The 17,932-nt window shown below is 68.4% G+C and carries 19 protein-coding genes; 11 read left to right on the top strand and 8 right to left on the bottom strand.

Annotated features, from left to right (window positions below; translation table 11 throughout):
- The first annotated feature begins 19 nt into the window (after positions 1-19).
- The 3 genes from BM028_RS12285 to BM028_RS12275 are packed head-to-tail and all read left to right on the top strand — an operon-like array spanning position 20 to position 3,049.
- Complete coding sequence (locus BM028_RS12285) at positions 20-988, top strand: CPBP family intramembrane glutamic endopeptidase (protein WP_092386900.1); 969 nt, start codon at positions 20-22, stop codon at positions 986-988.
- Positions 975-2,381 carry a sensor histidine kinase gene (locus BM028_RS12280; RefSeq protein ID WP_092386898.1) on the top strand — a complete coding sequence of 469 codons (1,407 nt, stop codon included), beginning with the start codon at positions 975-977 and terminating at the stop codon, positions 2,379-2,381. Before BM028_RS12285 ends, BM028_RS12280 begins: the two co-directional genes overlap by 14 nt.
- A complete protein-coding gene (locus tag BM028_RS12275; RefSeq protein ID WP_092386896.1) occupies positions 2,378-3,049 on the top strand; it encodes a response regulator in 672 nt (223 codons plus the stop codon). Before BM028_RS12280 ends, BM028_RS12275 begins: the two co-directional genes overlap by 4 nt.
- Positions 3,050-3,108: 59 nt before the next feature.
- Here the strand turns inward: BM028_RS12275 and BM028_RS12270 are convergent, their stop codons facing one another.
- The 5 genes from BM028_RS12270 to BM028_RS12250 form a co-directional block, all read right to left on the bottom strand.
- Complete coding sequence (locus tag BM028_RS12270; RefSeq protein ID WP_092386894.1) at positions 3,109-3,717, bottom strand: dihydrofolate reductase family protein; 609 nt, start codon at positions 3,715-3,717, stop codon at positions 3,109-3,111.
- Between the two features lie 41 nt (positions 3,718-3,758).
- Positions 3,759-4,658, bottom strand: a complete 900-nt coding sequence (locus BM028_RS12265) for an NmrA family NAD(P)-binding protein (protein ID WP_092386892.1) — start codon at positions 4,656-4,658, stop codon at positions 3,759-3,761.
- Positions 4,655-4,960: a hypothetical protein gene (locus BM028_RS12260; RefSeq protein ID WP_092386890.1), complete on the bottom strand. Its 306-nt coding sequence runs from the start codon at positions 4,958-4,960 to the stop codon at positions 4,655-4,657. Before BM028_RS12260 ends, BM028_RS12265 begins: the two co-directional genes overlap by 4 nt.
- A gap of 383 nt (positions 4,961-5,343) precedes the next feature.
- A complete protein-coding gene (locus BM028_RS12255) occupies positions 5,344-6,093 on the bottom strand; it encodes an NADPH-dependent F420 reductase (RefSeq protein ID WP_092386888.1) in 750 nt (249 codons plus the stop codon).
- Between the two features lie 44 nt (positions 6,094-6,137).
- On the bottom strand, positions 6,138-6,980 hold the full coding sequence (locus BM028_RS12250; protein WP_092386886.1) for an SDR family NAD(P)-dependent oxidoreductase: 843 nt from the start codon (positions 6,978-6,980) through the stop codon (positions 6,138-6,140).
- A 154-nt stretch (positions 6,981-7,134) separates the two neighbouring features.
- On the opposite strand from BM028_RS12250, the gene BM028_RS12245 reads away from it, so the two are divergent.
- Positions 7,135-8,004, top strand: a complete 870-nt coding sequence (locus tag BM028_RS12245) for a helix-turn-helix transcriptional regulator (RefSeq protein WP_092387293.1) — start codon at positions 7,135-7,137, stop codon at positions 8,002-8,004.
- Between the two features lie 76 nt (positions 8,005-8,080).
- Here BM028_RS12245 and BM028_RS12240 read toward each other — a convergent pair whose 3' ends face one another.
- From BM028_RS12240 to BM028_RS12230, 3 genes are all read right to left on the bottom strand, one after another.
- Entirely contained in the window at positions 8,081-9,136 is a 1,056-nt protein-coding gene (locus tag BM028_RS12240; RefSeq protein WP_092386885.1) for an aldo/keto reductase, read from the bottom strand.
- A 34-nt stretch (positions 9,137-9,170) separates the two neighbouring features.
- Positions 9,171-9,932, bottom strand: a complete 762-nt coding sequence (locus tag BM028_RS12235; RefSeq protein WP_092386884.1) for an SDR family NAD(P)-dependent oxidoreductase — start codon at positions 9,930-9,932, stop codon at positions 9,171-9,173.
- 71 nt (positions 9,933-10,003) lie between these two features.
- Complete coding sequence (locus BM028_RS12230; RefSeq protein WP_175496068.1) at positions 10,004-11,068, bottom strand: zinc-binding dehydrogenase; 1,065 nt, start codon at positions 11,066-11,068, stop codon at positions 10,004-10,006.
- A gap of 189 nt (positions 11,069-11,257) precedes the next feature.
- Between BM028_RS12230 and BM028_RS12225 the strand changes: the two genes are divergently transcribed.
- The 7 genes from BM028_RS12225 to BM028_RS12195 all read left to right on the top strand — a co-directional run bounded on the left by BM028_RS12225 (position 11,258) and on the right by BM028_RS12195 (position 17,506).
- Positions 11,258-12,157 carry a helix-turn-helix transcriptional regulator gene (locus BM028_RS12225; RefSeq protein ID WP_092386882.1) on the top strand — a complete coding sequence of 300 codons (900 nt, stop codon included), beginning with the start codon at positions 11,258-11,260 and terminating at the stop codon, positions 12,155-12,157.
- Positions 12,154-12,525, top strand: coding sequence for a DUF2255 family protein (locus tag BM028_RS12220; protein WP_092386880.1), 372 nt, complete (start codon positions 12,154-12,156; stop codon positions 12,523-12,525). The genes BM028_RS12225 and BM028_RS12220 overlap by 4 nt, the downstream gene beginning before the upstream one ends.
- A gap of 72 nt (positions 12,526-12,597) precedes the next feature.
- On the top strand, positions 12,598-13,830 hold the full coding sequence (locus tag BM028_RS12215; RefSeq protein WP_092386878.1) for an MFS transporter: 1,233 nt from the start codon (positions 12,598-12,600) through the stop codon (positions 13,828-13,830).
- Between the two features lie 28 nt (positions 13,831-13,858).
- The gene (locus BM028_RS12210) at positions 13,859-14,839 is read left to right on the top strand and encodes an aldo/keto reductase (protein WP_092386871.1); all 981 of its coding nucleotides are present in this window, start codon (positions 13,859-13,861) and stop codon (positions 14,837-14,839) included.
- A gap of 70 nt (positions 14,840-14,909) precedes the next feature.
- Positions 14,910-15,347, top strand: coding sequence for a Rid family hydrolase (locus tag BM028_RS12205; protein ID WP_092386870.1), 438 nt, complete (start codon positions 14,910-14,912; stop codon positions 15,345-15,347).
- A 175-nt stretch (positions 15,348-15,522) separates the two neighbouring features.
- Positions 15,523-16,233: a flavodoxin gene (locus BM028_RS12200; protein WP_092386869.1), complete on the top strand. Its 711-nt coding sequence runs from the start codon at positions 15,523-15,525 to the stop codon at positions 16,231-16,233.
- A 1-nt stretch (position 16,234) separates the two neighbouring features.
- On the top strand, positions 16,235-17,506 hold the full coding sequence (locus BM028_RS12195) for a ferric reductase-like transmembrane domain-containing protein (RefSeq protein WP_217647255.1): 1,272 nt from the start codon (positions 16,235-16,237) through the stop codon (positions 17,504-17,506).
- The last annotated feature ends 426 nt before the right edge of the window (positions 17,507-17,932 follow it).

Below are 17,932 nucleotides of genomic sequence, written 5' to 3'. Positions count from 1 at the left end.
CGTTCGTAGCGTCGATGCCATGACGATCACCACCGAACACCGGCACAGCGCCGGCACCGGCACCGCCCGTCGGACCGGGGTCCGCGGGGTCATCACGCGGCACACGCTGGCCTCCTTCGCCACCCTCGCCCTCGGCCTCAGCTGGCTGGCGTGGATCCCCTACATCCTGTCGCCGCACGGCCTCGGCGTCTGGGACCTCCACTTCCCCGAGTTCCTCGGCACGGCGCAGTTCACCGGCGTCCTGCCGGGAGCGTTGCTCGGCCCCCTCGGCGGTGCCTTCCTCGTGACGGCGATCGCCGACGGCCGCCCCGGACTCCGCCGCTGGGTCGGTCGGCTCTGGCGCTGGCGGGTCGCCTGGTACTGGTACGCCCTCGCCCTCGTCGGCGTGCCCGCGATCATCGTCGCCACCGGGCTGCCCTTCGCCGGCGGCCAGGTGCAGGCGCCGAGTGCGCTCGCGCTGCTCGCCCTCGTTCCCGGACTCGTGGTGCAGCTCTTCTCCACCGGGCTGTCCGAGGAGCCCGGCTGGCGCGACTTCGCCCTGCCGCGACTGCAGGAACGGTTCGGCCCGCTGGGCGCAGCCGCCGTCCTCGGCCCGCTGTGGGCGCTCTGGCACATGCCGCTCTACCTCAGCGACTGGGGCGGGTGGCCGGACGCGCACTGGACGGAGCCGGTCGTGTTCGCCCTGTTCACCATCACCTTCAACGTCGTGATGACGTGGGTGTTCAACCGCACCGGCGAGAGCCTGCCGGTCGCCCTCCTCCTGCACGTCGGCGTCAACAACACCATCTCGACGCTGTGGGCAGACATGTACCCGGGGATGACCGCCGGCACGATGATGCACGGCCTCGCGATCGTGTCCACCGTCGCGGCCCTCGTCCTGCTCGTGGTGACACGGGGGCGGCTCGGCTACACCGGCGGCGGACGCGGCGGCAGCGGCCGCGCCGTCGGCACGCCCCGACTCGTAGGATCGAACGATGGCACCCGCTGACGCGCCCGACCGACGCGACGCACGCGGCGTGCCCACCCGACGACGCCGCTGGACCGACCTGCTCGTCGCCGCCGGCACCGCCGTGGTCACGCTCGGACTCCTGCTCGGCCTGCCGCCACTCGACGCCATGGACCCGGACACCACGGACACGATGGGAGCAGGCCCCGGGTTCCCCGATGTCGGCGGGACCGCGTGGACCCTCCTCGCGATCACCCTGGTCGCCCAGTCGGCCCTGCTGCTCGGCGCCCGCCGAGCACCCCGCTCCGTGCTCCTCGCCGTCGGTGCGCTGCCGATCCTCCTTGCCCTCGTGTCGACGAGCGCCGCGTTCGGCCTCACCGCGCTGCCCGTCGTCGTGGCCGTCGTGCTCGCCACGCTCCGGGTCCCGCTCTCCCGCCTCTGGCCGGCCGTCGCGGGATCGGCGGTCCTCGTGGCGGTCGGCACGGGGATCACGTGGGCCCACGGCTCCGGCGCGATGCGGAGCGGCGTCGTGTCCGGACTCGGCGCGTCGGCCGGGCAGGGCGTGTTGCAGGCCGTCGGCGCGGTCGGACTCCCCCTCGTGGTCACGCTCATCGTCCGGTCCCGCCGCGAGCTCCGTGCCGCACGCCGGGCCGAGTCGGACGCCCGCACCGCAGCAGCCGACGCCCGCACCGCGGCAGCCGACGCCCGGACCGCCGAGGCAGCCGCCCTCGCCCGGGAGCAGGACGCCCGCGTCGAGGCGGCCGTCTCCCGCGAACGCGCCGCGATGGCCCGCGAGCTGCACGACATCGCCGCCCACCACCTGTCCGGGATCGCCCTGATGTCGGCCGTCGTCGACCGGCAGATCGACACCGACCCGGACGGCGCGCACGAGGGTGTCCGGCAGGTGCGCGAGCAGAGCACGGCCGTCCTCGAGGACCTCCGCCGCCTCGTCGGACTCCTCCGCGACGACACCCCCGCCGAGACCGTGGTCGAGACCGTCGCCGGCATCGTCGACCTCGTCGAGGCCGCCCGCACCCGCAGCGCGGTCGAGCTCTCCGTGCAGCCGGGCGACCACCCGCTGGCGGACGGCATCGGTCCGCTCACCCAGCTCGTCGCCTACCGCACCGTGCAGGAGGCCCTCGCCAACGTCGCGCTCCACGCCGCCGGCGCACCGTGCCGGGTGACCGTCGACGACCGCGACCCCGGCCACCTGACGGTCCGCGTCGAGAACGGGGTGCCCACCGCACCGTCCGTCGGCAGCTCGCCGTCGGGTGGGAACGGACTGCGCGGCATGCGCGAGCGGGCAGAACTGGTCGGGGCGCGCCTCCAGGTCGGACCCACCGGTGACGGTGGCTGGACGGTCGAGCTGGTGACGGCTCGGGAGGCGCGACCCGCCGCCGACACGTCGGCCGACGCGCCGGAGGTGGCCGGGTGATCCGCGTGCTGGTGGCGGACGACCAGCCGCTGGTCCGCGCCGGTGTCTCCGCCCTGCTGTCCGCAGAGCCCGACATCGAGGTCGTCGGGGTCGCCGCCGACGGCGGCGAGGCCCTCGCACTCGCCCGGAGCACCCGGCCCGACGTCGCGTGCCTCGACATCCGGATGCCGGTGCGGAACGGCATCGAGGTCACGCGCGAACTCTGCGCGCCCGGGGCCGACCCCGCGGTCCCGGTGCTCGTGCTCACCACGTTCGACCTCGACGACCTCGTGTTCGGCGCGCTCGAGGCGGGTGCGTCGGGCTTCCTCCTGAAGGACGCCGAGCCCGACGTGATCGTCGGGGCCGTGCGGCAGGTCGCCGCCGGGAACGGCACCATCGACCAGGCGCTCACCCGTCGCGTGCTGCGCGAGTTCGTCGCGCGGCGGAGCCTGCAGCCGGTGTCGGGCGACCGGGCGGACGAGGTCCTCACGGCTCGCGAGCGGGACGTGCTCCTGCTGCTCGCCCAGGGGATGTCGAACGAGGAGATCGCCGCCGCGCTCGTCGTCGAGGTCTCCACGGTGAAGTCGCACCTCGCCCGGATGCTGCCGAAGCTCGGGGTGCGGTCGCGGCTGCAGGCCGTCGTGTGGGCGTACCAGAACCGGATCGTGACGGTGCCGGACGGGGCGTGACGGTCTCGGCGCGTGCTCGTGCGTCTGTTCGTGCTCGTGGCCGTGTTCTGCGGCGATGGTCAGGCGCGGCGGCGGTACCGGATGTGGGTCGTCAGCGGCGAGTGCAGGACCTCGACGGGCTCGAAGTCGAACGACTCGGCGCCGTCCTCGAAGATCCGCTCCCCGGAGCCGAGCAGCACCGGCGCGACGTCGAGCGTGAGTTCGTCGACGACCCCGGCGGCGAGCGCCTGGCGGACCGTCGAGGCGCCGCCGGCGATGTCGACCCCGGCGTCACCGGCCGCCTCGACCGCGCGGGCGTAGGCGGCGTCGAAGCCGTCGGTGACGAAGTGGAAGGTCGTGCCGCCGTCGAGCTCGATCGGGTCGTGGGCCGTGTGCGAGAGCACGAAGACGGGTGCGTGGTACGGCGGTTCGTCGCCCCACCAGCCCGTCCAGTCGTCGGGCCGCTCGGTGCTGGGCGGCCCGAACATGTTCTGGCCCATCACGTAGGCGCCGCGGGGTCGCATGAGCCAGCCCGCTGCCGTGCGGTCCACCTCGCCGACGTCGGCGCCGGGCATGTGCCAGGTGTGGAGTTCCCCGCCCCGGCGTCCGAGCGGTTGGTCGAGGCGCTGGTCGGGCCCGGCGACGAAGCCGTCGAGGGAGATCGACATGTGGCAGGTGGTGTCGGTCATCAGGTGCGCTTCCGTTCGAGGGTTCAGGCTCCGTCGTGGGTTCAGGCTCGGACGTGTTCTGCGAGCACCTCCCGCACCGTCGTCCAGCCCTCTGCACCGTACCGCTCGTCGTCGACGTGGCGCAGCGTGGCCTCGCCGCTGAACATGCTGACGAAGTACTGCATGCCCTGCCACGCCGGGAACGGCTCGTCGTCGCCGGCCTTCGACAGGCGCCGCCCCACCCGGGCCATCGCCGAGAGCGTCGACGCGGTCCCCGCCCACTGCAGTCGGAAGGGGGTGCCGGTGAGCCGGGACATCGTGTCGGCGATGCTCCGCGAGGTCACCCGGTCCCCCGCGACCTCGACGAAGCGCGGTGCACCCGGGTCGAGCGCGACGAGGGCGGTGGTGCGGGCGACGTCGTCCTTCGTGGTGAAGTCGAGCACCTGGTCGGCCGAGGACCAGTAGAGCACCCGCTGTCGGTCGAACAGGATGAGCGGCGCCTGCCCGGTGAGCATGTCGGTGAACGCGCCATTGAGCACCGACGTGGCCCGGATGCGTGCGGCGTCGACGTCGGCGGCGAACTCGCGGCGCAGCTCGAAGTTCCGGTTCGTCCCCGGGGTGATGGACCGGTAGTCGGCGGCGTAGTCGGACGGGATGAACCGTTCGACGCCGGCGTCCACCGCTGCCCGGAGCAGGGCGCGCTGCGCGTCGACGATCACCGAGCGCGTGCCGCTCACCGCGGACACCACGACCTCGGCCCCGGCGAGCGCCGAGGTCAACGCTGCGTGGTCGTCGTAGTCCGCGCGGACCACCTCGACGTGGTCGTCGCCTTCGGTCGGTGCCGTCGCGGTGGACCCGGGGCGGGTCAGGACGCGGACGTGGGTGTCGTGCCGACGGAGTGCCCGGACGATGCGTCCGCCGAGGTCACCGGTCGCGCCGGCGACGAGGACGGTGGTGGTCACGCCTTCTCGACGTCGGAGAAGAGCCCGGTGAAGGTCGCTCCGGTGGCGCCGAGCTGGCCGAAGAAGGCGCCCGCTTCCTCGCCGGCGACGGCTGCGGACGCGTCGTCGTAGGAGTCGAAGTACAGGTCGAGCGTCCGGTGGGCCGGGGTGGGCGTGCCGTCTTCCTTCGGCCAGACCTTGCCTGCCTCGAGGCGGCGCAGCTGCGGCAGGGCGCCGGCTGCTTCCTCGAGCGCGGGGTACGCCTGCTCGAAGGCGGCGGGGTCGGTCGGGTTGTCGATGATGAGGGTGATCTTGGTCGTCATGGGGCCAGTGTTCTCCCTCGTCGCTGTCGCCGTCCGGAGGGGTCGGGTCTCGTCGCTGCGCGCCCACTCGTCGCCGTCGCGTTCGACTGGTCACCGGGTGGTTCGGGGAGGTTCTGGTCCGCCATGCGACGCGTGACCGACTCCTGCGGGGCGTCCGTTCGGCGCGCCTTCACTGCGAGAGCTCGCGGACCACCCATGTGAGACGGAGCCGACGGAGCGAGCGAGAACGACGGTGCCAGCCATGCCGCGACGGGGGTATGGTGGTCGGCTCGGCGCTCGCTGAGATGCAGGCGAGTTCGATGGACCACCGTCTGACGGGCGGGCCGATGTCCGGCGGAAGGCCCCGGCCGACTGAACTGACCGGGGCCTTCTGCTCCTTGGGGCTAAGCCGTTTCGGGGAAGTACCCGCCAGCGGCACCGCGGACGGCGTCGTCGATGAGTCTCTGAGCCCGCTCCTTCGTCATGGTGATGACCGGGGCAGCGAGCAGCCATGCGAGCAGTTCGTCGAACGGCAACGTCTCGCTCGGCCAGGCCGGCATGTACGGGTCACAGTAGATCGGGGTACCGGGCTCGAAACGCCAGCTGTCCGTCAGCCCACCCGTGTCGAGAGTGTCGTACCCGAGCGTGCTGATCAGCTCGGCCGCACGAGCCTTCGCCGTGGCGTTCTCACCGGCGATGGGCAGGGTACTGCGCTCAGGGTCGCCCAGGGGTCGCGCTCCATTGCCGAGGCTCGCGAACGTGATCGCGTTGAACGCCTTGACGACGTGCGAGTCGGCGAGGTGGGCCTGGACGAGTTCGCTTGCTGTGGACTCGTTCGAGTCCAGGGCCGCGATGTGGCCGTCGCGCTGCGGGTAGTAGTTCGTCGTGTCGATGACGATCTTCCCCGCTAGGGCCGGCGCAGGCAGATCGGTCGCGGCGACGAGCGGGATGGCCGCGACGACAACATCGGCCTCCGTGGCTACGTCGACGACGGACGCCGCACGCGCTCGGGGGCCGAGGTCCGAGACAAGTTCGGCCAGGCTCTCGGGTCCGCGAGAGTTGCTGATGACGACATCGAGGCCGGCGGCGACGGTGAGGCGGGCAAGGGTGCTGCCGATGGCGCCGGAGCCGACGATGCCAAGCGGTGTGGTCATGGGTGTTGTCCTTTCAGACCAGGAGGTGTGCTTCGAGGGCAGGGTTAGGCGTCGTGGGAGAGAGACTCGGACAGAGCACGGTTGGCGTCGATCTGCTGCTGCACGTCGGCCTGCTTCTGCTCGATCATCTGGGCGGCGTCGGCCCCGGCGATGAACCGTGCAGGCAGAGTGTCTCCATCCGAGAGGGTGACGATCGCCTGGGCAAGCTTCGCGGGGTCGCCCGGCTGGGTTCCGTTCATGCCGGCGAAGGCCGCGAGGGTCTGCGCGGTCGCGTCGGCGTAGTCGTCGATGTTGATCTCGGGGCTGATGGTGGAGGACCCTGCGACGAGGAGGTCGGTGCGGAAGAAGCCGGGCTCGACTGCCATGGCGGAGATGCCGAACTGGGCGAGTTCCGGGGTGAGGGATTCCATCCACCCCTCGAGGGCGTGCTTGGAGGCGGCGTAGGCGGACTGGAAGACACCGCCGACGAATCCGGCGGTCGAGGTGACGGTGATGATCTGACCGGATCGCTGCTTGCGGAGCGTCGGCAGGACGGCGCGGGTGACGTTGAGCTGGCCGAAGAAGTTGGTGTCCATCTGGGCGCGGAACTGGGCGTCGCTGATGGTCTCGAAGAACCCGGCGTAGAAGTTTCCGGCGTTGTTCACGAGGACATCGATCCGACCGAATCGGTCGAGCGTGTCCTTGACCGCAGCCTCGGCGGCGTCCTGGTCAGTGATGTCGAGGGTGAGCGCGAAGAGGTTCTCGTGGGCGCCGACGGCGGCCTCGACTTTGGCGGCGTCGCGGCCGGTCGCGACGACTGAGTGGCCAGCGGCGAGAGCCGCGCGTGCGATGTCGGTGCCGAGCCCGCGGCTCGCTCCGGTGACGAGCCAAACGTTCTTGCCAGCCATGATGATGTCCTTTTTCTTGTGGGGTCTGCTCCGCGGAGGACCCGCGGCGGCGATGCCTTCAGTCAAGGCGACCTCCGTCAGCCGAGACAGACCCGCTCTACACGGTCACTGGCAGGACCCCCGTGCGCGTTGCGTGGTCGCCTACATTCGGTGCATGGATCAGACCCGCGACATCCGCGACTTCCTGACGTCGCGGCGCGCCCGTCTCACACCTCAGGAGGTTGGGTTGCCTGATTTCGGCGGAAGGCGCCGCGTGCCGGGGCTGCGCCGAGAAGAGGTCGCCCTGCTCGCGGGAATGAGCGTCGAGTATTACGTCCGCTTTGAGCGCGGGAATGCGTCCGGGATCTCGGAGGGCATCATCGATGGTGTCAGCCGCGCCCTGCGGCTCGACGACACCGAGCGCGCACACCTGCACGATCTGGTGCGAGCCGCGAACGACGGTGTCCGCCCTGTCAGGAGGCGCGCGCCGGCCCGCCCGCGAACGATCGCACCCTCCGTTCAGCAGCTTCTCGACGCAATGACCGAGGTCCCCGCCCTGGTGCAGGACGGCCGGCTTGACGTGCTCGGCACCAATGCCATGGCCCGAGCACTGTTCTCCCCGATGTTCGCCGACGTCGACCGGACCCCGAACTTCGCCCGCTATCTATTCCTCGACCCCCGAAGCGCTTCGTTCTACCTCGACTGGGAGGACTCCGCCGATGAGCTCGTCGCCCTGCTCCGCATCGAGACAGGCAGAGCCCCGTTCGACCGCGAGCTCAGCGACCTGGTCGGCGAGCTCGCCACGAGGAGCGAGCCGTTTCGAGCCTTGTGGGGTGCGCACGACGTTCGGGAACACCGCACAGGGAGGAAGCGTCTCCGTCACGAGATAGTCGGCCCCGTCGAGCTCGAGTACCAGGCGCTCGATGTCGCAGGAGGTCCCGGCCTGCAGCTGGTGGCGTTCACGGCTGAGCCCGGTTCAGCGTCAGCGACGGCGTTGCAACTCCTCGGCAACCTGACGTCGGTCCCGGCCGACCGGCCGAGCTGAGCCCGAATCGCGAACACGAGAGACCCTCCCTGACCTAGGTCAGAGAGGGTCCCTTTGGATCAAGCCGGGGAGGGCGTCAGAAGAGTTCGCCGATGGCCTGGTCGCTGGAGTCGACGTAGCGGTCGCGCTGCTTCACACCGAACGGCCCGTAGGGGTAATCGTTCGGAGTCGGAGCGCTGACCTCGTCGAGCCGGGCTACCGTCGCCTCCGGCAACTCGAGATCCGCCGCGGCGAGATTCTCCTCGAGCTGCGTGAGAGTCCTGGCACCGACCACGGGCGCCGTCACCCCGGGCCGCGCGGCGACCCAGCTGAGCGCCACCTGGTTCGGCGTCGCCCCGATCTCCGCCGCGACGTCCTTCACGACGTCGAGGGTGGCCCAGTTCTGGTCCTTGCGGGCGAGGTCTCCGAAGATGTGGTCGTTCATCGGGTTATCGGCCCCAGCCCGTGTGCCGTCGATCTTGAGGGCATCACGGGTGTACTTTCCGGTCAGGAACCCGCCGGCGGCTGGCGACCACGGCAGCAGTCCGATGTTGGAGTGCAGCGCCGCTGGAACGATCTCGAACTCGATCTCACGCGACACGAGGCTGTACTGCGGCTGCAAAGTGACGGGCAGCTGGACGCCCATCGCTTTCGCAGTCGAGATCATCAGCTGCATCTGCCACCCCGTGAAGTTGGACAAACCGACGTAGTGGATCTTCCCGGCGTGAACCGCATCGTCGAGGAAGGACAAGGTCTCCTCCACCGGGGTCAGCGGGTCGAAGCCGTGGAGCTGGTACAGGTCCACGGTGTCCCTGCCCAAGCGACGCAGCGATCCGCCCAGCGCCCGGTCGAGGTTCCGCCGGGACAGACCCACGTCGTTCATGTCGGGCCCAAAGCCGAACCGGCCCTTGGTGGCGAGCACGACCCGGTCTGTGACGTCAGTAGGACGGTTCGCGAACCACCGGCCAAGGAGCTCCTCGGAGGCTCCGGCGCCGTAGACGTTCGCGGTGTCGAGGAAGTTGCCTCCTGCGTCGAAGAAGCGATCAAGGATCGCGAACGCGTCGTTCTCCTCGGTCTCGGTCCCGAAGCCCATGGTGCCGAGGGCGATCGTCGAGACGGTGGTGCCGGTATTGCCGAGCATGCGGTACTTCATGGGTGTGTCCTCCTGGTGGTGCAGCGGTGTGGGATCAGACCTGGTCAGTGGGCATGATCCAGATCTCCCCGATGGACATGTGACGGGGCCGGGTGACCATGTACGTGATTCCGTCGGCGATGTTTTCGGGCAGCAGCTTCTCCTTGCCCTCGGGGAACGCGGCGACACCGTTCGCGATCTCGTCGGTGTTGTGCGACACCAGCTCGGTGTCGACGGCGCCGGGCTCGAGGACTCCGACGCGGACGTGGCTCTGCGTGATCTCCTGGCGCAGGGACTCGGTGAACCCGTTGATACCGAACTTGGTCATGGCGTACACACCGAAGTTCGCCCAGGCCTCACGTCCGGCGATGGAGGAGATGTTGACGATGTCGGCCACCCCGCGGACGTCGTCAGTTGCGGCCGTCTGCAGGTGCGGCAGGGCGGCCTTGGTCAGGTACAGCAGCCCCTTCTGGTTGATGGCGATCATGCGCTCGAAGTCGTCGATGTCAGCTTCGGCGAAGGGGCCGAGGATCATGAGGCCCGCGTTGTTGACGAGGATGTCGAGACGACCGAACCGTTCGATGGTCTTCTGAACGGCCGCCTCCGCTTGAGCGCGGTCGGAGATGTCGGTGGCGACAGCGATGGCCGTTCCGCCAGCAGCTTCGACCTCGGCGACCAGGGCGTCGAGGCGGTCCTGACGGCGGGCGACGAGGGCGACGGCGGCGCCCTGCTCAGCGAGGGACAGCGCGGTCGCGTGTCCGATACCGCTGCTGGCGCCGGTGATGATGGCGACGGTGCCGGTGAGGGATGTGCTCATGATGAGTGTTTTCCTTCCATTCCAATGCCGCTTCTCGGGGTGAGGGGCGGCTGATGTGTTGGTCTGAGTGGTTAGTCGATGACGACGACGGGCTTGACGACGTTCTGGTCGCGGCTGCGCATCAGTTCGAGGCTGTCGCTAAGGGCGTCCCAGCCGTGGAGGACGTGAGTGACCATCGGCGCGGTGTCGAACTTGCCGTTCGCGATCAAGAGCAGGAGCCGCTCCATCCAGTCCCGCCCCTGATTCGCCTGCGCAGCGGTGAGGAACTTCTCCATCACGCCGTAGTTCCACACCTCGAGCGGGATCGTCACGGTCTCGTCGTCGAAGAACCCCGAGACGACGGAGACATGACCGCCTAACTTCGTCAACCGCATGGCGGTGCTGATCTGATCGCTGGCGTCGCCGCCGCTGGCGACGAGGACACTGTCGACCTGCACGCCGCCAGTGAGCGCCATGATCTGGTCGTGGACATCGCCGGCCTTGTAGTCGATGAGATCGGTTGCGCCGTACTGTTTGGCAAGTTCCATCGTGGCGGGGCGTGAGCCGACGGCGATGATGCGTCCCGCACCGCGCAGGGCCGCTCCGGCGGCGCCCATCAGCCCCACCGGGCCGACGCCCATGATGACGACGACCTCGCCGAATTGGATCTCCATCCGTTCCACGCCCGTGAAGCCCGTCGCGGCCATGTCGTCGACGGCGACGGCCTGGACGTCGGTGACGCCGTCGGGGATGTGGGCGAGGTTGGAGTCGGCGTCGTAGCACGCGACGAGCTCGGAGAACCACCCGCCGTTCCTGGGATCGTCGGAGAAGTACGGGCTTCGGCTCTGGTGGTACTTGGCCTCGCCGCGCTGGGCTCGCGGGTGGCGCCAGTCGGCCAGGCCGGCGGGAAGAAGAACGCGGTCTCCGACCTGGAAGTCGGTGACTTGGTCGCCGTTTTCGTGGACGACGCCGACGGCCTCGTGACCGATCACCTTCCCGAGCGCGCCTGGAAGCGAGAGGGCGTCGATCAGGTGCACGTCCGTCGTGCAGGTGGCGACTGCGGTCGGACGCACCAACGCGTCAAACGGACCGATCTCCGGAACTGGCACCTCCTGCCAGTCCGCTCGGCCCTTCTCCTGCAACACGTAACCCTTCACGGTCAACTCCCTCGAGGCTTAAGCCGTCCACGTTCAACGACGGCTGACCCGACGCTATGCAGACGCCGCAATGCAAGAGGGGCCCGGATGAGACCCCGCTCGCTGTGCCCCTTTAGCTCGTGCCGGGGGGTTCTAGAGGGTCATCAAGAGGGACCCTTTTGGAACTGATGTGCGTCGTAGGTTCAAGGCATGGACGCAGAGCACGAAGCCATCGGAGGGTTCCTCACCTCGAGGCGCGCCCGCCTGACCCCGGCGGAGGTAGGCCTGCCTGACTTCGGCGGCCGCCGCCGGGTGCCCGGGCTGCGGCGCGAGGAGGTCGCTCTCCTCGCCGGCGTCAGCCCGGAGTACTACCGCAAGCTCGAGCGAGGCAACGCGCTCGGCGTTTCCGACGCCGTGCTGGAGGGCATCAACCGTGCCCTGCAGCTTGACGATGCCGAAGCAGCCCACCTCGCAGACCTCGTCCGCGCCGCCAACATTGGCACGCATCCCGCTCGACACCAGCCAGCGCCTCGGAAGACGCAGCTGCGTGCGGGCGTGCAGCAGATGATCGCCGCCATGACAACGGTGCCCGTCTTCGTCCAAAACGGACGGCTCGACGCCGTCGCGACGAATCCCCTAGGCAGGGAACTATTCTCCGAGCTGTACCGCGGCCAGGGCAGTCCCGTGAACGCCGCCCGATTCGTCTTCCTCGACTGGCGGTCCCAGGACTTCTACCGCGATTGGGATGCCAACGCGAGGCAGATCGTCGCACTCCTTCGCCGCGAGGCAGGTCGTTCCCCGTACGACAAGGAGCTGACCGACCTCGTCGGTGAGCTGTCAACCCGCAGCGACCTGTTCCGCAAACTCTGGGCATCACACGACGTCCGCGAACACCGCACCGGCATCAAGAACATCCACCACCCTGTCGTCGGCGATCTGACCTTGTCGTTCGAAACCATGGATCTCGCCTCTGAGCGGGGGCTGCAGGTGCTCGTATTCAGTGCTGAGCCTGGGTCGGCCTCTGCCGACGGTCTTCAGCTGCTCGCAAACGTGGCCGCGTCCGCGAATCCGACGGCCGAACCCTCACAGCAGACGGAGAGCCGCGCATGACTGCTTGGACACGGGCAGACCTCACCGTCATTGAAAACGAACCCGACCTGTTCGTCGCGCCCTTCCGGGAGGACGGCACCACCTACGGCACCCCCACCCAAACTTGGGCTCTCGTCGTCGACGGCGACGTCTACGTGCGGGCGGCCAATGGCACCTCGTCGAGCTGGTACCAGGCCGCCATCCGCCAAGGCGCTGGGCGAGTGCGTGTCGCCGGTCGCGACCACGAGGTCACCTTCACCGCTGCTGACCCGTCCTTGGCTGATGCCATCGACCAGGCGTACGAGGACAAGTACCCCGGCAGTTCAGCCGTTCCGATCATGCAAGGCGACGGGCCCACAGCAGCCACCGTTCGCATCTCCCCTCGCTGAACCCTCTCCCCTCAGCCGCTCCGGCAGCCGTTCCCCCTACGGCTGCCGGAGCCTCTCTCACGGAAGAAAACGATGACCGCACCCTCCGGCACCACACCTCCCGCACGGTTCCCATGGGGTCCCATCCTCGTCCTCGGGTTCGCTTGGTTCCTCGGCGTCGCCATCGAACTCAGCCCCGCCGGACTCCTCGGCGACATCTCTCGGGACCTCAACATCAGCCTGGCCACGGCCGGCACGCTGACAACGTTCTACGCACTCGGCAATGCGATCCTCGTGCTCCCGTTGACGGCGTTGGTGCTTCGATTCGCCCGACGCCCCGTCCTCGTGACCGTGATGGGGACGCTCGTACTGAGCAACGTGATCGTCGCCGTCGCCCCGTCGATCGTCGTCGCCGACATCGGACGCTTCATCGGTGGTGCGTCCTACGCCGTGATCTGCACGCTCTTCCCCGCCGTCGCAATTCGGATGGCCGGGCCTGGCAACGCTGGGAAGGCCATCACCGTCGTGTTCACCGCAACGAGCCTCGGCACGGCATTCGGAGCTCCGATTGCTTCCATCACCGGAAACTCGGTCGGGTGGCGGCTGGTGTTCCTCGGCGCAGCAGCACTCGTCCTCGTCGCCGGCGCAGCGATGGCGTTCACGATCCCGACGTTCCGAGATAGCCCGCACGGCACCGTTCCCTTCCTCTCGGCAATTCGCCTGCCCGGAGTGTTCCGCGTTGCGCTCGCCTGGGCGCTGGTGATGCTCTCGCACTTCGTCGTCCTGACCTACATCGACGCATACCTCTTGGAGCTCGGCGCCCCCGAAGCGCTGACGAGCATCACCCTGCTCATCATCGGAGTCGGTGGGATCGTCGGCACGCTCTTCGTCGGGCAGGTCTCACGACGATCGGTGTTCGCGGCGATCCTCATCGCTCCAGCCGTTGTTGCCTCCGGGTTCATCGTCCTCATCGTGGGAGGCCGGTCGATCGTGGTCGTGCTCGTGGGCGTCATCATCTGGGGCGTCGGAGTAGCAGCCGTCGTCGTCATCTTCCAGCAGGCGCTCCTACTCACCGGCCGACGCGCACCGGAAACGGCGACCAGTGTCGGGGTGCTCCTGGCGCAGGCAGGATTCGCCGCCGGCGCAACCGTCGGAGGAATCACGCTTGAGACGCTCGGCATCCGCGCTGTCCCGATGGTCGCCCTTGCCTTCGTGATCATCGCCGCAATCCTCGCCCTCAGCCTGCGACCGACAATTCGACGCGCCCAGTCCGATGAAGCACACGAGACAGGGAACGCCCCCACCCGCCTCGCAACCGCCCACTGAACGAACGACAACGAACAAGGAGCAGTACATGAAGAACGCACACCTCGGGGACCTCACCGTCTCCCGCATCGGCCTCGGCGCCATGACCATGGCCGGCACCTACACGTCAGAGGGAGCCCTCGACGACAGCGAATCGATAGCGACCATCCACCGCGCCCTCGACCTCGGTGTCACCCACATCGACACCGCCGAGATCTACGGCCCCTTCCACAGTGAAGAAGTCGTGGGCAAGGCCATCGCCGGGCGACGCGACGATGTGGTCATCGCCACGAAGTTCGGCCTCGTCTCCCACAACTCAGGCGGCCCGGGCACCATCGACAGCAGCGCCGCCAACATCAAGACCGCCGTCGAAGGATCGCTGAAGCGACTCGGCACCGACCACATCGATCTCTACTACCAGCACCGTGTCGACCCCTCGACACCCATCGAGGAGACCGCCCAGGCGGTCGCCGATCTCGTCACCGAAGGAAAGGTGCTGCACTTCGGGCTCTCCGAGGCAAGCCCCGCCACGATTCGCCGAGCTCACGCCGTCCATCCCGTGACCGCCCTCCAGACCGAGTACTCGCTGTGGACCCGCGACGTGGAAGCCGAGATCCTGCCGCTGCTGCGCGAGTTGCACATCGGCTTCGTTCCGTACTCGCCGCTCGGACACGGCCTACTCACCGGCCAGATTCGCAGCGTCGCCGACTTCCCCGACGACGACTGGCGCAAGACCAACCCCCGCTTCACCGGGGAAAACTTCACCCGGAACCTCGCGATCGTCGACGAAGTGAAGGCAATCGGTGCCGAAGTAGAGGCGACCCCCGCGCAGACGGCTCTCGCCTGGATCCTCACCCGCGGAGACGACATCGCCCCCATCCCCGGCACGCGTCGCGTGGGTCGCGTCGAGGAGAACACCGCAGCAGACGCCGTAGAGCTCACCGCGGACCAGCTCGACCGCCTCGACCGCCTGACCCCCGCCGCCGGCGCCCGCCACGACGACGGCAACATGGCGTCCATCGACCAGTGAACCGCAGCCGCTCAGCAACGTCTACCACTCCTGAACCGCCCCGCACCCGTCCACGACGGAGGACCACCCAATGATCGACAGCGCCGGCACTACCCCGGAGTTCTTCGCCACCGACGGATACGGCCAAACGGCACGGGACACCGTTCACGCGTCACAGGCGGTACGGATCGGACAGCGTGTCGAGACCTCCGGGCAGGGCGGTTGGGACGACAGCATGCAGATAGCCGACACGCTCGAAGAGCAGATGCGGCGCGCATTCGACAACGTGGAACGCACCCTCGCAGCAGCCGGCGCCAGCTGGCACGACGTCGTCGACGTCACTTCCTTCCACCTCCCCGAAGACGGCGTCATCGGAGCGGAAGACACACGCCTGATGGTGCAGCATCTGCACTCACGCATGGGTGCCCGTCGGCCGATTTGGACCCAGATCGGCGCTCCCGCCTTTGGTCTGCCCGGCATGCGCGTCGAGATCCGCGTCACCGCGATCATCGACCGTCACACCGTCTAAGGGCACCTCCCGGCATCACCGGGTTCACGAGGCCCGCACTTGCCTACCGACGAAGACCTGCTGATCAGGCCGCCGAAAGGGGGCGGTCGACCAACTGTCGACCGTCCCTCTCTCCCCTCGCTTTCTCGCTCCACCGGCGTGCACAAACGCCCGGTCCCATCTGGAAGAGCTCCGCATGCGAAAGCCCTACCGTCTCATCGCCCTTCTGACACTCGGCGTCGTCGCAATCGCCGGCCTGACGGTGACGAACGTCCTCACCGCCGCCGACACATCGAGACCACCCGACAGCCGCCCGAGTCAGCAGGCCGCTGCCGACGGGCCGAACGAGTCATCCGCGCCTGCGTCAGAGGATCTGGGGGCTCCCGCCGCTGACGCCCTCGTCGTGTACTTCTCACGGACCGGCGAGAACTTCCCGAACCTTGACCTCGACATCGGCAACACGGCACGGCTGGCCATCGCCATCGATGAGCACGTCGATGGCGACATCTACGAGATCGTGCCTGCAGACCCGTACCCAGCCGACCGCGACGACACCAGCGAACAGGCGCAGCGAGAGCAGGATGAAGGCATCTACCCGAACATCGCCGGCGCTCAGCCCGACACTTCTGCATACGACACCGTGTTCCTCGGCTACCCGAACTGGTGGGGTGAACAGCCGATGATCGTGCAGACGTTCATGCGTGACCACGACCTCGGAGACGCGACAATCGTGCCGTTCACCACACACGACGGGTCTGGGTTCGGCAACTCGCTCAACGTGCTCGAGGACTACTACCCCGATGCGAACATCCTCGACGGACTCGCGATGCGTGGCGCGGACGTCGCGGACGACCCGGACGCAGTGCAAGGCGAGGTCGACGAGTGGCTCGACGGGTTGGGGTTCTGAGATGGCCGCACGACTGCTGCTCTGGGCGTCGACCGTCGTCTTCCCGCTGCCGCTGGTTTTGACTCTGAACGCGCAGATGGACGACGCACTCTCACTGCGGATCCCGATCACCTTCGGGCTGATCGCTTACAGCTGGTGGCTCCTCGGCATCATCCTCAGCACCCGACCGTCGTGGCTCGACCGCGCCGTCGGACTTCCTTCCATCTACGCTGTGCACGGCGTCCTCGCGGTCCTCGCCATCGTGCCGGCCTACCTGCACCGGCAGAACACCTTCGCCCCCGACCGTCTCGCGTTGCTCCTCGGCGACTGGGCGTTCTGGAGCATCATCGTCGTGGTGTGCCACGCCGTGCTGTTCCTCAGCGGGTGGCTCACCGACCGCTCACGAATCGCACACCGAGCGAAGGCGGCGCTCGAGGTGGTGTTCCGCCATCAGCTCTCGGTCTGGATACACCGCGCGACCATCGCAATCGTGCTGCTCATCTGGCTTCACGTCCACGTCATCGACCGGGTAAACCAGCACCTCGCCTTCATGACGCTGTTCGACGTCTACACCGTCACCGTCCTCGGCATCTACGCCTGGAAGAAATGGGTAGCACCGCAACGAGACCTCGCCGGTGTCGTCGGCACCAGCGAACCACTCAACGCCAGCACCCGCCGTCTCGAGGTCGCACTCGACGAACCAGCAACGAACGCCCGCCCGGGCGACTTCTACTTCGCGCGCTTCGAAGGCCGCGGAGTCAGCCGGGAACCACACCCGTTCTCGGCGACGGACGCGTCGACCGACAGACTCGCGTTCACGATCCGAGCCTCGGGGGACTTCACCCGCACCCTCGACCGCGTGACAGCAGGTACCCCCGTCCGGCTCGAGGGTCCGTTCGGACGCTTCGCGCCTGCGATCGAGCGCCTCCCTGCATGCACCCCGTTGGTCTTCCTCGGTATGGGGGCGGGCATCGCGCCCCTGCTCAGCCTCGCTGATGCGCACCATGGCCACCGTCCCATCAACGTTCTTTGGTCCGTGCGGAACTCGGACGACGCCTACTACGCGGACGTACTTGCGGCCTATGAAAGCAGCGATGGCGCACCATTCCGGTCCACGATCCAGGTCGGACGATTCCGACCGGAGACGCTCCGGAACCTCCTCAGCTCCGAGGAGCTGAAAGCCGGCCGCTTCTTCGTCGTGGGGCCGAACCCTGCGGTCCTCGCCACACAACGGCTACTTCGGCGCCTCGGTGTGCCCGAGGCCCACGTCGAGCAGGAACGGCTCACCATGTGACCGCGGCCCCCCACCCCTCCACCCCAAACGACGATCGGCTATCGAATGTCATGCTGCGCCGTAGCGTTCGAGCGGTGACGTCTTACCGGGCAGAGTCCCGCGGGCCCGGTGGTTCGCTGAATGACCGGCTAGGTGTACTCGGCGTAAGGAGTCCGACCAGTGCGCTCCGCTGAGCGTCAGTTCTGGCGCCTTCTACTGGCTGCGGTCGCTACGGCGTAGCCAGAGAGGACCAACGCCACGAACACGATGATGATCAGCCCTACGGCAATGTCCACGCCCGTATCTTGCGAGAGCGTTATCCATATTCGGGCAACTGCGACCACGACCGCGACGGCCGCGCCGAGGAACAAGACGAGTGCGACGACGAGCAGACTCAGTGCGACGCCACGCCATGGCGCAGCCTGACCCTTGTTGGGCGGCACTGGA

The organism is Curtobacterium sp. YR515 (assembly GCF_900113095.1).
Lineage (GTDB): Bacteria > Actinomycetota > Actinomycetes > Actinomycetales > Microbacteriaceae > Curtobacterium.
The sequence above is the reverse complement of the archived record's forward strand: the minus strand, read 5'-3'. Positions and strand labels throughout refer to the sequence as shown.

Coding starts and splice junctions, on each gene's coding strand:
- BM028_RS12260 (WP_092386890.1), bottom strand. CDS start 4,960: ATGACGACCAAGATCACCCTCATCATCGACAACCCGACCGACCCCGCC.
- BM028_RS12200 (WP_092386869.1), top strand. CDS start 15,523: ATGCGAAAGCCCTACCGTCTCATCGCCCTTCTGACACTCGGCGTCGTC.
- BM028_RS12235 (WP_092386884.1), bottom strand. CDS start 9,932: ATGAGCACATCCCTCACCGGCACCGTCGCCATCATCACCGGCGCCAGC.
- BM028_RS12285 (WP_092386900.1), top strand. CDS start 20: ATGACGATCACCACCGAACACCGGCACAGCGCCGGCACCGGCACCGCC.
- BM028_RS12245 (WP_092387293.1), top strand. CDS start 7,135: ATGGATCAGACCCGCGACATCCGCGACTTCCTGACGTCGCGGCGCGCC.
- BM028_RS12215 (WP_092386878.1), top strand. CDS start 12,598: ATGACCGCACCCTCCGGCACCACACCTCCCGCACGGTTCCCATGGGGT.
- BM028_RS12255 (WP_092386888.1), bottom strand. CDS start 6,093: ATGACCACACCGCTTGGCATCGTCGGCTCCGGCGCCATCGGCAGCACC.
- BM028_RS12205 (WP_092386870.1), top strand. CDS start 14,910: ATGATCGACAGCGCCGGCACTACCCCGGAGTTCTTCGCCACCGACGGA.
- BM028_RS12280 (WP_092386898.1), top strand. CDS start 975: ATGGCACCCGCTGACGCGCCCGACCGACGCGACGCACGCGGCGTGCCC.
- BM028_RS12220 (WP_092386880.1), top strand. CDS start 12,154: ATGACTGCTTGGACACGGGCAGACCTCACCGTCATTGAAAACGAACCC.
- BM028_RS12250 (WP_092386886.1), bottom strand. CDS start 6,980: ATGGCTGGCAAGAACGTTTGGCTCGTCACCGGAGCGAGCCGCGGGCTC.
- BM028_RS12270 (WP_092386894.1), bottom strand. CDS start 3,717: ATGACCGACACCACCTGCCACATGTCGATCTCCCTCGACGGCTTCGTC.
- BM028_RS12240 (WP_092386885.1), bottom strand. CDS start 9,136: ATGAAGTACCGCATGCTCGGCAATACCGGCACCACCGTCTCGACGATC.
- BM028_RS12225 (WP_092386882.1), top strand. CDS start 11,258: ATGGACGCAGAGCACGAAGCCATCGGAGGGTTCCTCACCTCGAGGCGC.
- BM028_RS12210 (WP_092386871.1), top strand. CDS start 13,859: ATGAAGAACGCACACCTCGGGGACCTCACCGTCTCCCGCATCGGCCTC.
- BM028_RS12195 (WP_217647255.1), top strand. CDS start 16,235: ATGGCCGCACGACTGCTGCTCTGGGCGTCGACCGTCGTCTTCCCGCTG.